Below are 15,549 nucleotides of genomic sequence, written 5' to 3' on the forward strand. Positions count from 1 at the left end.
GTCGGCGGCGCCCGCGTTCTGCTCGCCGACGTTCCACACAAGGGCGGCCGCACCTTCGGGATCCGGGTGGAGGCCGACGGCGCGTCGTTCGCCTACCTCCCCGATCACGATCCTGCCGCCGACCCGAGCCCCGGCACGATGCTCGCTCGCGGCGTCGATGTCCTCCTCCACGACGCCCAGTTCGCCGAGTCCGAACGCGCGACGGCGACGGCATACGGCCACGCGACCGTCGGCGACGCCGTGGACGTTGCTGCTCGCGCCAACGCCGGCCGGCTGGTCCTCATCCACCACGGACCCGGCCGCACCGACGACCAGATCGACGAGCTGGCCGCCCGGGAGGCCGCCGACGCACCCCTTCCGGTCACTGTCGGCCGCGAAGGCGACGTCATCGATCTGTGAGCCCATCCCTCCTGGCCCGTCGTTGCGCTGAGGCACGCCAAGGACACCGCAAGCGAAACTTGAAGCCAGGACGTCAGGCCGTCCTCGCGAACGCCATTCACGCAACCTGCCGATATGTCCGGTTCTCGCGGTACCACGGGCACGGACGGTCACGTGGCGGCCGAGCGGCGATCACGGCTCGGAACCGCTCGGCGAGCCGCCCGCGGTCACGACGAGCGTCCGACCATCCGTACCGGACCACCTCCAGACCGTACTCACGCAGTCGCCACTCCCGCTCTCTCTGGTCTCGGATCACGCGCGCCGCGTCGAGCCGATCGTTGTACTTCAGATCGCCGTCCCCCTCGAACGCCAGCCACCGATCATCGAGAAGGTGATCCGGCCGGAATCGATCGGCGCCAAGGTCCACCCACGCGTTGGAGATCGGCACCGGCAGATCACGTTCGAGGAATGCCAACCGCCCCAGCGTCTCCAGAGCGGACTCCGAGTACGGATCAGCGTGCTCCACAACCCATCGCGCATCCCGCGTCCCGGCCCATCCGCGCTCCATGTCGAGCACGCCGCGCAATTCCTCTCGAGAGGTTCCAAGCGCCAGCACCGCATCGGCCACCACCAAGGCCTCCTCCCGGCACTCGGTCCGTGCGAGGTCGATGGTCAGGCGGGCATCCGTCAGAATCATGCAGCCGTCGACGACCGTGCGATGCTCTGGTGGCAGGGTTACCGCACGCACGTCGCCGTGCCGCGAGTTGGTGTCCGTTCCCTCGTCTGACGGGACGGCAACCAGGGGCTTCTCCGGCGGCGCGCCGATCGTCGGCAGCCCTCGCACTGCAACGGCAGACCATCCAGCGGCGCATGCGTGCGGTCCACAGGCGATCGTGAAGGCCCGCGAACGGAGTGCGAACGCCTTCCACGACGACACGTCCTCGACGTCCTCCCGGGCCACATAGACACCCCTGGCCAGCCGCACCACCAGTCCGGCTTTCTCTAGGCGCCACAGCCGGGAACGTGTGAGGCCACAGTTGGTCCCGGCGGCCACGACGATCAGGCCGTCGCCCGCAGCGAGAAGCTCCTCGACGTCGCGAGGCAAGCGGGACAGCGGTGCGGACACGATGTCCATCATCGACAGCTTGCAGCCCTCCCTGAAGCTCCAATCGAACTCTGTGGAAAACTGCCCGATTCTTCACGGGACAACCGCGACCCTGTGGATAGAACGGTTCCACTCATGCGTGCCGCCCGCTGGAGCCGTGCCTCCTGGCCTGTGGTTTCGCTTGGACGTCTCACGAGCGCCGCAAGCGAAACATGAAGCCAGCAGGCACCGAAGGGTCAGAAGCCGGGCGGCTGAGTTCCGTCGAAGACGGCCACCAAGACGTCGGGCGTGAGCTCAGTCTTGTGCACGTAGGCGCGCGCGCCGCAGGTGCCGGCGTCGTCGGGCAGGTCGTCGGCCGAATAGGTCGAGAGCAGCAACACGACGGCGTCAGGCTGCGCGTGCGTGAGCCGCCGAGTCGCCTCGATGCCGGAGATGCCCGGAAGGTTGATGTCCATCAAGATCAGGGACGGCCGCAATCGGTCGGCCAGCGCCAAAGCGTCCTCACCGGTCGCCGCCTCCCCCACTACCTGGTAACCGGCGGTGGCGCGTACGACGAAGCGGGCCGCGGCCCGGAACGGTTCCTGGTCGTCCACGACCACTACGCTGATGGCTGGTGCCTCGGTCTCCAGCCTCGGGGGGATCACAACTTCAGCATCGCATGAGGGATGACAGGCCACTATCCGGCGGCCACCACACCCGTTGGGGATGCTGGCATCCCCAACGGGCGCCTCGCTGGTCAGCCGTGCACCGTTGAGAGGTAGAGCAACACGGCGGTGACCCGCCGGTGCACCTCCGGCTCGCCGGTCAAGCCCAGTTTGGCGAAGAGCGCGTTGATGTGCTTCTCCACCGCGCGCTCGGTGAGGTACAACGCCGCAGCCACGCCCGCGTTGCTCTTGCCCTGGGCGATCTGCTCCAGCACCTCACGCTCACGGGTCGTCAGGCTGGAGAGCGGATCGGCCGCCGGCTTCGCGCCGGCCACCAGAATCTCGACCACCCCTGGGTCGATGACGCTGCCCCCGGCCGCGACCTGGCGGATCGCGTCGGCCAGCTGGTCGGGCTCGCTGACCCGCTCCTTGAGCAGGTAGGCGCGCCGCCTCGACCCGTGCTCCAGCAGTTTCAGCGCATACGCCGGCTGCGCGAACTGCGACAGCACGACGACGCCGGTGTCCGGCGCCCGCTCATACAGCCGTGCGGCGGCCTGGATTCCTTCGTCGCCGAAGCCAGGCGGCATTCGGATGTCGGTGACGACGACGTCCGGGCGGTGCTCCATGGCGGAGGCGAGCAGCGCCTCCAGGTCCCCGACCGCGGCCACCACCTCGAAGTCGTGGTAAGTCTCGAGGACACGCTGGATCCCCTCGCGCACCAGAAGCACGTCGTCGGCCACCACGAGCCGGATGGTCTGCGCTGTGTCGGGCACGCAGGGAGTGTACTGGCCAGCGGTACCGATCACGAGGCATCGAGCCCAACCGGCACCGGAATGTCACCACGGACCACCGTCCCATGGCCAGGCCGGCTCTGCACAGACAGCGTCCCGCCGAGCGCGCCCACGCGGTCGCGCATGTTGACGAAGCCGTGACTCTCAGCGCCGTGCCCCGGGTCGAACCCAGCCCCGTCGTCACACACCTCGAACACCGGCGCGGAGCCGTCCACACGCACCCTGACCACTATCGACGCCGTCGCACCGGCATATTTCCCGGCGTTCTGCATAGCCTCGAGGCAGCAGAAATACACCGCTGCCTCGGCGCCGGCGTCGAAGCGCCGCTGGGTCTGCACGGCCACGGTGGTCGGCAACGCCGCACGGCTCGCCGCGTGACGCAGCGCCTCGCCCAGACCGTGGTCACGCAGCAACGGCGGATAGATCCCGTGAGCGAGCTCGCGCAGCTCGTCCACCGTCACCTGAATCTCGGCACGAAGCTCCTGCAACATCGACCGGACAGCCGCCGGATCATCACCGGCCAGCCGCGCCAGCAGACCCACCTTCACCGCCATGGCCACCAGATGCTGCTGCGCGCCGTCGTGCAGGTTCCGTTCGATCTCACGACGCGACGCATCCGCCGCCGCGACGATCCGGGCCCGCGACTCCCGGACCTCCACCAGCTGAAGCGCGATGGCCGCCCGCAGGCCGGCGTTGTCGAGCTCAGGCCGCGCCGCCGCGACGACGGCCTCGACGAGAGGCCGCGGGGTACCGGCACAATCGAAACCGACCCGCGCGATCGGCCGATCGTGTCCCGTCAACTCGACGTCGTCGGACCCCGGCTGGACCGCCCTCCCCTGGCTCGTCACCCACTCCCGCCGTCCGTCGACCCAGTACGCGACCCGCAACGTCGGATCTCGGACGGCTTGGCGGAGCACGTGCTCAACCGTGACGTCGGGGGTCGGATCACGGACGTAGGCCCGGACGGTCCGCACAGCCTCGAAGCGCCGCCGGTTGAAGCGCCGATCCACCATGGCTTGCAGGCGGCGATACGCAGGCCCGGCGACACTGACAGCGGCCAGCGTCGCGACGACGGCGGACAGTTGCGATCCTCCGGCGGCGGCACCGACGGCGACGACGACCACGATGTACGTCGCCGCCAGCACCGCCGTCACCAGCACATAGGTCAGCGCGCGGCTGAGGATCCGGTCGACGTCGAAGAGGTGATATCGGGTGATGGCCAACGCCGTCATCAGCGGGAGCAGCACGACGAAGAGGCCCGCCACGATGCCCAGCACGGCGGCGTCGTTCGCGTAGGAGGCGACGAACGACGCCGCCACGAAGACGGGAATGAGCACGGCCGCGGGCGCCAGCCACAGCAGCTGCCGGCGAGCGAGGCCGGTGGCCCGGCGGTATCTGGCGAGCAGGGACACCGCCCCGACGAGCACGCCGAGCGCAGCCGCCATGTCCGCGGCGCCACCTACGTTCTCCGACACCGCGTCGAGGCCGGAGACGGCGATCGGATTCCGCAAGGACTCGAGCGGCGGATCGAACTCTCCCTCGGACACCAGGGAAGCCAGCAGCGAGACTCCGCCGCTGACAACCGTCGCCCACATGAGCACAGCCCAGCGACGGGAGAGCGGGCGGCCGTCCGGGGTCAGATGGAAGATGAGCGCGATCAGGACGAACCACACGACGAAACCGCCATCGACCACGACGCCCACCACGTCCGCCAGCGGCAGGCTGCCGGGCCGGGCCAGCGCGCCATAGCTCGCGTAACCGGTCAGCGCGGAGCCGACGGCCATCACACCACCCAATGCGAGAAAGAGCCAACCGACCGGATGCCGCGGACGCCGCATGGCGAGCCCGGCGCCGACCGTCGACGCACTGACCATCGCCAGAACAATCACGATGCCGTCGGCGAGCGACTGCGTCAGATCGGGGCGGCCGGCATCCGTGACCAGATGGTTGAAGAGTAGGTCGACCGGCAGCGAGACCGGGACCAGCAGCCACGCCGTCGCCACGCCGATCGAGAGAGTGAGACGCCGGGGCCGACCGGCGGCTGCGGCGTCATGCGCCGGCGCGGTGGCACCCGTTCCGCGCACCGTCCGCGTCGACGTCTTCTCAGGCGTGTTCCGGCTCATGTCCGATCGGCTTCCTCGGCCGGCGCCGTCTGCGCCACCGGCATCGAGCCGCGGACCACGGTGCCTTGACCCGGAGCACTCGTGACGGACAGCGTCCCGCCCAGCGCCCCGACCCGGTCTCGCATGTTGACGAAGCCGTGGCCACTGTCTCCGGCCACGGCGTTGAACCCGGCGCCGTCGTCACGCACCTCGAGCACCAAGGCACCGTCGGCCACCCACACTTTCACCACGGCCGACGCACCCTCACCTGCGTGCTTGCCGGCGTTCTGCAGGGCCTCCAGGCAGCAGAAGTACACCGCCGCCTCCGCTGCCGCATCGAATCTCCGGTCGGTCTCCACCGACACGGTGGTCGGCAACACCGCACGGCTCGCCGCGTTCCGCAGCGCCTCGCCGAGACCGTGATCCCGCAACAACGGCGGGTAGATCCCGTGCGCAAGCTCACGCAGCTCGTTCACCGTCACCTGAATCTGCTCTCGGAGCTCTTCCAACATCGCCCGAACGGTCTCCGGGTCGTCACCGGCCAGCCGCGCCAGCAGCCCCACCTTGACCGCCATCGCAACGAGATGCTGCTGAGCGCCGTCGTGCAGATTCCGCTCGATCTCACGACGAGACGCATCCGCCGCCGCCACGATCCGGGCCCGCGACGCCTGCAGCTCGACGTTGCGTTCCTTCAGCTCGTCCAGTGACGCCTGAAGGGCCGTGTCCAGCGAGACGTTGTGCAATGCGAGCCCCACCTGCCGGGCGAGCTCGGTCAGGACGCGGTCATCGTCATCGGAGAATCCAGCCGCATCCGGGGCACGGGCCACGACCAATAGGCCCAGCAGCTTGCCGAGGTGGGTGACGGGAGCGATCCGGACGGCGACGTGACCAGTCTCCTGGTGCGCATCCAGCACCTGTCCAGCCTGCTCACTTCCAGGCCGCCCCCGCCCAGGCCGCCCCTGCCCGGCCAGCACCTGCGGCAACCAGACCTCGGCCCAGGCGTTGCCGGACACCCGCGCCGCACTTACCGCCGCCAGCTCGGCCACGCCGAGAGTGATCCGGGTGCGCGGACGCTCCGGCACGGACACGGCGCGCTCGAGGACGCCGTCGCTGCCGGTCCAGACCTCGGCGCCCAGGGGGCCCATGGTGGTATGCAATGTCTCGGTCAGCTGCAGGAGCAGCTCGTCCATGGGGACCGCCCGGGTCATCCGGCTGCCGAAAGTCTCCAGCACACTCCTGGCCGGCCGACGACGCGGGCCGGACCAGCCGCGGACCAGGTCGCGCAGCCGCACTCGGACCGGCCCCGCAAGCAGCACCGACACCAGCCCCGCGATCATCGACAGGCCGAGCACCCGCTGTTCCGTCCCTTCCACGTCATCGCCGAGGCCGACGACGATCACCAGGTACACGGCCAGCACCATCACCAGCAGCCCGCCCACGACCACGGTGGCTCCGAACACCGCGGTCGCGTGCCGCCGCAGGCGTGCCGAGACCGTCGCGGCCACGGCCACCGGGGTCACCAGCAGGCCGCTCAGGGCCCACGGCATCAGCGAGTCGGGCACGTCCAGCAGCACGTGCAGCATCCACAGCGCCACCGCCACGACGAAGACGACGAGAGCACCCCACGCCACCCATAGGGCACGGTCGCGGCGAGCGCGGGCCCGTCCCGGGTCGATCCTGCTCATGATCAATCCCCTCCGTTCACTCAGCCCGCAGGGCATCGCCGACGCGCATGGATGCGACCCGACGTGCCGGCCACGCCGCCAGCAGGTTCGCCGTGACGAGGGCAACCGGCGCGACCAGCACCAGCGCCCACATCGCCGCCGGCGGCACGTAGTGGATGTACATGGCCTCGGCGACGGAGCGCCAGACGGTCCGGCCGAGTGCCAGCCCCACCGGCACGCCAACCGCGAGCCCGGCGAGCGTCAGCACGATGGCCTGCGTGATCACCACACGGCGCGACTGCTCTGGCGTCATGCCCAACGCCCGCAGCACGGCTATTTCGGGACGACGACGCCGCACCGCCGCGCCCAGCGCATGGCCAACGGCTCCCAGGGCCAGCACGACGACGAAGGCGGCCAGGAACAGCGGCAGCGGCCGCATGAACCGCAGCCCGGCAGGATCGTCGAACTCGGGTGGGATGATTCCGACGTTGTCCGGGCTCGCGCCGGGAACGCTCGCCAGGGCATCGCGCAGGCGCGGCAGCATGGCGGCGAACTCGGCGTCCGATTCGAATCCCACCTCGCCTGCGTGGAAGCTGAACCGGTCACCGAAGAGCGCTTCGTATGTCGCACGCGTCGTCATCACCGACGTGTCGACAGCGTCGCCGCCGACACCCACCACGGTCAGGTCTACCGTCCCGCCCGTACCGGTCAGCGTGATCGTGTCGCCGACCCCGGCGCCGAGCGCGTCGACCGCCCGGAGTCCCAGCATCGCCTCGGTGGGCCCTACCGGCAGCCGGCCCTCGGTCACGATCTGCCCGGCGGGCCGCCCGACCGGAACGGGCGCCATCACCAGGATCTGCTCCGCTCCGGCCTCCGCGACGTTCCCGACGACGTCCTGAACTCCGGTGACGCCGGGGGTTTCCGCCAGCGCCGTGAACACGGCGTCGGCCGGCGCGTCTATGAACGAGAAGTCATTGAAGCCGACGTACGCCTCGGCGCCATGCAGTATCCCGTGCCGGGCTGGATTGGTGGCGGCATCGTTCACCGCGGCGGAGAACGTCAGGGCCGCCAGCACGCCGGTGACACCGGCGACGGCACCGAGCAGCGCGGGCCGGACCGGCACCGCCCGTCGGCCCCGTCCTGGCTCGAGCGCGAATCGGGTACCCGCCACCACGGGCACCGGCAGGCCGGCGGACGACGCGGCCGCGGCCACCGTCGAACGGCGTGGAGACACGTCCCGTGCGGTGGAACGCGACGCGAACGCCGACGCCACGACCGCGCCCGACACGACCAGCAACGGGACCAAGACCAACCCGGCCGCGAGCATGGCGCCATCGACGTTCACCCCCGGAGCCGGTTCCACGACGGATGCAGTGCCGATCGGGAACCATCGCGACACGAGCACCGACGCGGTCGCTCCGAGTACGGCTCCGGCAAATGCAGCGCATGCGGGGCCGATCACCGCCGCCCAGCGCGCCTGGTCAGGCGTCATTCCGACCGCGCGCATGAACGTCAGCTCGGTCACGCTGGCGGCGGTATGACGGGCGACCACCACACCGACCAGGAACACCGCCGCGACTCCGCTGACTGCGGCGAACACGAACAGCGCCGTGGCCTCGAAGCCTGTCACCTCTCGGGTGGTCGACGCCCACGATGCCTGGTTCACGACGACGACGTCGGTTCGCCCCGTGACCTGTGCAAGGTGTTCACGGAACTCCGGGATCGCCGCCGGACCGCCGTGGAGCCGGACCAGGGCGCCGGTGCCGGCCAGTCCTCGTGCGCCGCTGAAATGCGGCGTGAACTGGTCGTAGAGCCTGGCCGACGGGATGACGTACCCCGCGCCGTCCGGCCGGTCGCCGAACCAGGGCGAGCGCACGACGCCGACGATCGTCGCCTCGATCACTGGTCCGGTTGCCGGAGCGGTCTCGTTGATGTCCCAGCCGGCGTCGAGCGCCGCCTCCAGCTGCTCGGGCGTGTAGAGCCCGAGCGCCCCGTCGTCGGTGTTGGCCGACGCCGTGTCCGGGCTCCGCACGACGTCGATCTGCTCGGGTGCGTAGAGGCCGAGCGCGACGGCGTCGCCGACGCCCTTGCCGTGAGTGCGCTCGAAGGCTGGGGTGATGACCACCTCGTCGGCGCGCGATGGGTCGGCGAGACGGCCGTCGAGCACAACCGGCCGCTCGACCGTCCGGAGCACGTCGGTGTCCACGGGTGGAAGCGCCAGGGACCCTCCCGCCGGCTCGCGATCGATCTCGAACCCGCTGTACGCGATCACTCCCAGGGCAGCCACCTCAGGAAATGCCCGGACGGCGTCCCAGTCGAACCCGGGCTCGTTCGGCTCCACCCGCACGGTCGCCGGCAGCGTCCGCTCCAGCAGCCGGTCTACGGCGCTCCCGCCCCGGAGCGCGCCGGCGGCCGCCGTCATGACCGTGCCTGTGGCGAGCGCGATCAATACCGCCAGCACCAGCAGCGACCGCCAACGTCGCTGGAGGTCCAGCCTCAGCCAGTACGCGATCGCCGCCATCGCCGTCTCACTCCGCCCTCAGCACAGAACCGACCCGGATCGACGCCGCCCGTTGTGATGGCCACGCCGCGAGCACGATCGCGGTCAGAAGGACGCCGACGATGATCGGCACCGGCGACCAGCCGAGAGCAGGCGGCACGTAATGCGTGACTGTCGTGTCCGCGACATATCGCCACACCGTCCTGCCCAATGCGACGCCGAGTGGGATGCCGGCGACCAGCCCCCACACGGCGATCACCATGGCTTGCGTGACCACCGCGCCCCGGCTTTGCCGGCGCGTCAGGCCCACCGCGCGCAGGACGGCGATGTCGTATCGCCGGCGGCGGACCGCCGTGGCCAGCGCGTGGCTGACCGCCCCGACCGCGAGCACGGCCAGGAACACGGCGAGGAAGATCGGGAAGGCCCTGATCTCGCGCAGCTCCACCGAGTGGTCCCGTTGCAGCGTCGGCTGCACGATCACCTCGTCGCCGACGACGCCGGCCAGCGCGCTCTCCAGGCGAGCCGCCACCGCGACAGGGTCGGCTCCGCTTCGTAGCACGATGTGCGCGACGTGGTACGCGAAGGTGTCGAACAGAGCGTCGTATCCGGACGCGGTGACCCAGGCTCCGTCGACGTTGTAGTTCTCCGGACCCTCCGGGACGAACGCGAGGCCGGTCACAGTCAGCGCCTGCGCTCGCTGAGTGCCCGTCAACTCGACGGTGTCCCCCACCCCGACACCGAGGAGTGAGGCGTTGTACGGCGCCAGCGCGACCTCATCTGGCCGCGACGGCAGTCGGCCGGAGCTCACCACCACATTCATCGGGGTGGTGACGGGATCGAGCGAGTACACGACGGTGGTCGCGCCGGACATTTCCGCCACAGCCGACCGGCTGTCGTTGACCGCCTCCACGTCGGGATCGGCTGCGAGCACCGGTAGCACCGCGTCCCCCCGGACGACGTCCTGTCCCTCGTAACCGAGGACCGCGTCGATCTCGTGCACCTGGCCGTACCGTGCCGGGTTTCCCGACGCGTCGTCGATCCCTCTGGCCAGGGTGATCGCCGCGACGACGCCTAGCACACCCACCACCGCACCGAGCAGGGCCGGCCGTACCGGCACGGCGTGCCGGCCGCGCCCCGGCTCCAGGGCGAAACGGGTGCCGAGCACCACCGGAAGCGGAAATCCGATCCGCGCCATTGCCGCCGAGATGACTGAGCGACGCGGCGCTCCGGTCATCCGGGAGGCGCGCACAGTAGCCATCGCGGCGCCGACGGCCCCGGCGGCGATGACCGCCGACACCGCCGTCCAGCCGACCGCGAGCACCGGCCAGTCCGCGTCCGTCCCCGGTGCGGGCTCGCGCAGCGATGCGGTTCCGATGGGGAACCATCGGGAGGCGATCAGGGCGGCTACCGCTCCGAGCGCGGCTCCGGCCGATCCGGCGAGCGACGGACCAATGGCAGCCGCGACCACGGACTGCTGTGCGGACAAGCCGACCGGCCGCAGGGCCGCGAGCTCACTGATCGAGGCCGCCGCATACCGCGCTATCGCCTGGCCGACCAAGAAGACCGCCGCCACCCCGGCCACCACGCCGAACACGGCGAGACCCGTCGTCTCTACGTTCACGATGCGCTTGTCGAACACGGCCGACTGGGCCAGGTTCCACGTGCTGATATCGGTGCGACCAGTGGCCGCGGCGAGCTCGACGTTGAAGCCGGCCACCGCGTCGCTCCCGCCCGCCAAGCGTACGATCGCGCTGGTCGCGCCGGTACCGGGCGGGCCCTGCAGGTTGGTGCTGTACTCGGCGAACAGACCGGGTGACGGGACGAGCCAGCCGCTGTCCCCCAGACCTTCGGACAGCAAGAACGACCGGACGACGCCAACGATGCGCACGTCGAGAGTGGGACCGTCCGCGGGCAGCGGACCGTCATCGGCGGCCGGATCCCGCCAGTCCACCGTCATGTGAGCGAGCGACTCCGGGCGGTACAGGCGCAACGTCACCACGTCACCGACATCTTTGCCGTGGGCGTCGAGAAACCGTGGCGTGACGACCGCTTCGTCGGCGAGGCTGGGATCGGCGAGGCGACCTTCGAGCACCACTGGACGTTCGATCTCGTACATCGTCACCGTGTCCGCGAGCACGGGCAGCTCGGCCGGACGGCCGTCCATCTCGACACCGGCGAACAGCATCTCCCCCACGCCCTCGACGCCGGGCAGAGCACGCACCACGTCCCAGTCGAAGCGGGGATCGTTGGGCAGCACCTGAACGGTGGCGGCCCGGGTCGTCGCGATGAGCCGGTCGATGGCGTCGGCGCCGCGCCGCGCGCCCGCCACGGCTGTCATCACCGTGCCCGTGGCGAACGCGATCAGCAGCGTCAGCACCAGTAGCGACCGCCACCGCCGCCGGACGTCCAGCCTGAGCCAGTACGCGACCGCCGCCATCGGGGGCTCACTCCTCCCTCAGCACATGGCCCACCCGCATCGACGCAGCCCGATGTCCGGGCCACGCCGCCAGCAAGTTCGCCGCCACGAGGGCCACTGGAACCACGAGCCCGAGAGCCAGCCACGCCACCGGTGGGACGTACAGGACCGGCGTGCTGTCCGCGACATACCGCCACACCGTCCGGCCGAGCGCCATCCCCAGCGGCACACCGGCCACGAGTCCGGCCGCCGCCAGCACCGTCGCCTGTGTGACGACCACACCCCTGGACTGCCATCTGGTCATGCCCAGCGCCCGCAACACAGCCAGGTCATGGCGGCGCCGCCGTACCGCCGTGGCCAGTGCGTGGCCAACGGCGCCGAGCGCGAGCACGGCCAGGAAGCCGGCCAGGTAGACCGGCAGTTCGCGGACCTGTTGCAGCTCCGCGACCTCCACGGGGGGCTGCGGCATCTCGAAGTCCAACCCGGTGGACTCGGCCAGGCGGGCGGCCATCGCGTCGACGTCCGTTCCGGGCCGCAGCGCCACCAGCCCGAGGTGGAACCTGAAGCCGTCGAAGAGCGCGTCGTACGTGTCCGGCGTGACCCACGCGCCCGTGGCGTAGTCATTGTGGGGCGCGGCCGGGACGAACGCGATTCCGGTGACGGTGACCTCCTGGTCACCGCCGGTTCCGGACAGGCTGATCGTCTCGCCCACCTCCGCACCCACCGCGTCCGCCGTACGTGGCGCGAGGGCGATCTCGCCAGCACGTTCGGGTAGCTCGCCACTGGTGAGCACGACGTCGAACGGTCGGCCCACAGATTCATAGGTGAACACCGCCACGGCGACGTCCGACACCTGTGCGATGTCCTGGCGGGCGTCGTTGACGGCCAAGACGTCCGGGTCGTCGGCGACGACGGGGAGCAGCTCGTCCGCCGGAAGGAAGTCGGCACCGTTGTAGCCGAAGAAGCCCTGCAGCTGGTACGTCTGGCCGAAGCGTTCCAGGTTACCGGCGGCGTCGTTGATGCCGCTGGAGAACGTCATCGCGGCCAGCACTCCGACCACGCCGGCCACCGCGCCCAGCAGGGCCGGCCGGACCGGCACCGCATGCCGGCCGCGGCCCGGTTCGAGGGCAAAGCGCGTTCCCACCACGGCGGGCACCGACGCCCCGAGGCCGGCGGCAGCCGTCACGACGGGCGAACGGTGCGGCGTCCCGGCTCGGTGGGACGCCCGTGCCGCGAGTGACGCCGCGGTCAGCGCCGCCACCGAGACCAGCACCGGGGTCGCCACCAGGCCGGTCACGATCACCAGCGCATCCGCGTCCACGCCTGGAGCGGGCTCGATGAGCGATGCGCTGCCCGTCGGGAACCACCGCGACGCCACCAGCGCTCCCCCTACCCCCAGAGCCGCCCCGGCCACGGCAGCCAGCGCCGGGCCGACGGCGGCCACCACGCGGGACTGTCGTGGTGTCATGCCCACTGCCCGCATCAGGCCGATGTCGGCGACGGTCGACGAGGCGTACCGGGCTGTCGACTGGCCGATCAGGAACACCGCCGCGATGCCTGCCGCCGCCGCGAACGCGAGCAGGCTGTTCGCCTCGAAGCTGGTCACGTCTTGGTAGTGGCGAACCTTGTCGGCCCAGTTCCATACGTCGATGCCCGCGTTCCCGGTCAACTCGGCGAGGCTCTCCTTGAACGCCGGGATACCCGCCTCGCCGTCATGCAGCCGGACCACCGCGTTGACATAGCCACTGGTGAGCTCCGTGCCGAGCATGTTGGGCGTGTACTCGGCGTACAGGCCCGGGGATGGGATGATGAATCCGGGATGGTCGACCGTCTCCTCGCTGTACCATCCGGAGCGGACCACGCCGACGATGGTGGCCTCGATGGCCGGCCCATCCGAACTCTGCGGGACGACGTCGTCGGCGAAGTAGGCGTCGACTTGTTCAGGTGCCCACAGCTGCAAGGTCACCGTGTCGCCGACTCCGAGGCCGAACGAGTCCTCGAATTGGGGAGACGCCACCACCTCATCCGGCCGGTCCGGGTCGAAGAGCCTCCCCTCAAGGACGACGGGCCGCTCAACGGTACGCATCGCCTCGTCGTCCGCCGGCGGGAACTGACCGATGACCTCCTGCTCCTCCGCGGAAAAGCCCGCGACCTCGTAGCCACCCACCACGAAGGTGGTCAGAGCTTCGACCTCGGGCAGAGCTCGGACCTCGTCCCAGTCGAAACCCGGCTGGTTGGGCAGGACGACGGCAGTGGCCGGGAGAGTCTCGGCCAGCAGCCGGTCAACCGCGCTCGCGCCCCGGCGGGCGCCCGCCACAGCCGTCATGACCGTCCCGGCAGCCAGCGCGATCAGCAGAGCGAGCACCAGCAACGACCGCCACCGGCGGCGAAGATCAAGCCTGAACCAGTACCTGAGCCAGCCGTTTGAAGCCCCGGCCCACGCCAGCCAGTCCTTTCGAGACCCAGCCCACGCCACCCTCGGGGGGGTCATCACTCGGCCCTCAGGACATGACCGACCCGCATCGACGCCGCCCGGTGTCCGGGCCACGCCGCCAGCAGGTTCACCGCAAGCAGCGCCACGGGAATGCCCAGCAACAATGCCAGCAGCGCCGTCGGCGGCGCGTAGAACAACGGCGTCGTGTCCGCGACATAGCGCCACACGGTCCTGCCGAGCGCCACCCCAAGCGGCACACCGACCACGAGGCCGACCAGCGCCAGCACCGTCGCCTGCGTGACCACCACACCTCGTGCCTGCCGGCGCGTCATCCCCACCGCCCGTAGCACCGCGACGTCATGGCGGCGCCGCCGTACGGCCGTTCCCAGCGCATGTCCCACAGCGCCCAGTGCGAGCACCGCGAGGAAAGCGGCCAGGAACACCGGCAACGTCCGGACCTGCCGAAGCTCCGAGAGCGGGCTCGGCGGGTCCGGTCGGTTCAGCAGGTCCTCGGCCCCGGTTACGGCCTCGATCCGCGCTGCCACCGCGTCCGGATCCGCGCCGGTCTCCAGCGCCACGTACGCGAGGTGGAACTTGAAGGCCGGTGAGGTCTCGCTGTCCGGGTCGAACAGCTCGTCGTATCCGGCGGCAGACACCCACCCGCCGGTCACGTAGTCGTTGTGGCTTGGGAACTCCGGCATGAACGCTAGCCCGCTCACGGTCAGCTCCCGCGTGCCCAACGTCCCCGCCATCCGAACGACGTCACCCACGGCCACGCCCATCGTCTCGGCACTGGCCGGCGCCAGGGCCATCTCGGCCGGGCCCTCAGGCACCCGCCCTTCGGTCACCACCGGATCCCACCCGGGGCCGACCGGGTCGATGGTGTAGAGCGGGACCGGCACCTGGTTGACGTGGGCCACGGCGACCCGGGCGTTGTTGACCGCCCGAACCTCGGAATCGTCCGCGATCGCCGGCAGCACCTGCTCCACTGGGCCGAGGTGTTGACCCTCGAAGCCCAGGAACGCCTCGAGCTGGTGCACCTGGCCGAACCGCTCGGGATGGGCGGCCGCGTCGTCGACGCCCGCGGAGAACGTGAATGCGGCCATGACGCCGAGGGTTCCCACGACCGCACCGAACAGAGCCGGCCGGACCGGCACCGCCTGCCGGCCACGCCCCGGCTCCAAGGCGAACCGCATTCCGACCACCACGGGTACCGGCGACCCGACACGAGCGGCGGCCACCGCGATGGCGGAGAGCTCCGGCGAGGCCGCCGATCGGGCTGACCGAATAGCCCACCAGGCCGCCGTGAAGGCACCCACCGACACCAGGACCGGAACCAGCACAGCGCCGGTCACCAGGACGGGCAGGTCGATGTCGAACCCCGGAGCGGGTTCGAACAGCGACGCCGTGCCGACCGGGAACCACCGTGACGCCACGACGGCGACACCAACTCCTAGCATCGATCCCGCCGCCGCCGCGACGAGGGCAGGCGCGGCGCCCGCCCCAGCCGACTGC

General features: G+C 70.6%; 10 protein-coding genes. 1 reads left to right on the plus strand and 9 read right to left on the minus strand.

The genetic code is table 11. The annotated features are described in order from the left end of the window. Positions 1–399 (plus strand): MBL fold metallo-hydrolase (locus tag ELR45_RS35080; protein ID WP_240759541.1); only part of this gene is annotated, 399 nt, incomplete at its 5' end. 97 nt (positions 400–496) lie between these two features. On the opposite strand, the gene ELR45_RS12535 is transcribed toward ELR45_RS35080, so the two are convergent. The 9 genes from ELR45_RS12535 to ELR45_RS37675 all read right to left on the minus strand — a co-directional run. After that, complete coding sequence (locus ELR45_RS12535) at positions 497–1,504, minus strand: type IV toxin-antitoxin system AbiEi family antitoxin domain-containing protein (RefSeq protein WP_129666387.1); 1,008 nt, start codon at positions 1,502–1,504, stop codon at positions 497–499. A gap of 215 nt (positions 1,505–1,719) precedes the next feature. Beyond that, positions 1,720–2,127: a response regulator gene (locus ELR45_RS12540; protein WP_205856482.1), complete on the minus strand. Its 408-nt coding sequence runs from the start codon at positions 2,125–2,127 to the stop codon at positions 1,720–1,722. Positions 2,128–2,219: 92 nt separating this feature from the next. Next, positions 2,220–2,900, minus strand: a complete 681-nt coding sequence (locus tag ELR45_RS12545; RefSeq protein ID WP_205856483.1) for a response regulator transcription factor — start codon at positions 2,898–2,900, stop codon at positions 2,220–2,222. A gap of 29 nt (positions 2,901–2,929) precedes the next feature. Beyond that, positions 2,930–5,041 (minus strand): sensor histidine kinase, encoded by a 2,112-nt coding sequence (locus ELR45_RS12550; protein ID WP_129666389.1) that lies wholly within the window; start codon positions 5,039–5,041, stop codon positions 2,930–2,932. Beyond that, positions 5,038–6,705 (minus strand): sensor histidine kinase, encoded by a 1,668-nt coding sequence (locus ELR45_RS12555; RefSeq protein ID WP_165367719.1) that lies wholly within the window; start codon positions 6,703–6,705, stop codon positions 5,038–5,040. Before ELR45_RS12555 ends, ELR45_RS12550 begins: the two co-directional genes overlap by 4 nt. A gap of 16 nt (positions 6,706–6,721) precedes the next feature. Then, on the minus strand, positions 6,722–9,205 hold the full coding sequence (locus ELR45_RS12560; protein WP_129666393.1) for an ABC transporter permease: 2,484 nt from the start codon (positions 9,203–9,205) through the stop codon (positions 6,722–6,724). 7 nt (positions 9,206–9,212) lie between these two features. After that, positions 9,213–11,621 (minus strand): ABC transporter permease, encoded by a 2,409-nt coding sequence (locus tag ELR45_RS12565; RefSeq protein WP_129666395.1) that lies wholly within the window; start codon positions 11,619–11,621, stop codon positions 9,213–9,215. A gap of 7 nt (positions 11,622–11,628) precedes the next feature. After that, positions 11,629–14,091 (minus strand): FtsX-like permease family protein, encoded by a 2,463-nt coding sequence (locus tag ELR45_RS12570; protein WP_129666397.1) that lies wholly within the window; start codon positions 14,089–14,091, stop codon positions 11,629–11,631. Then, the coding region (locus ELR45_RS37675) for an ABC transporter permease (RefSeq protein WP_205856484.1) at positions 14,091–15,549 on the minus strand (1,459 nt) is incomplete at its 5' end. The genes ELR45_RS37675 and ELR45_RS12570, both read right to left, overlap by 1 nt.

The sequence above is a fragment of the Phytoactinopolyspora endophytica genome, from assembly GCF_004138495.1.
Classification (GTDB): domain Bacteria; phylum Actinomycetota; class Actinomycetes; order Jiangellales; family Jiangellaceae; genus Phytoactinopolyspora; species Phytoactinopolyspora endophytica.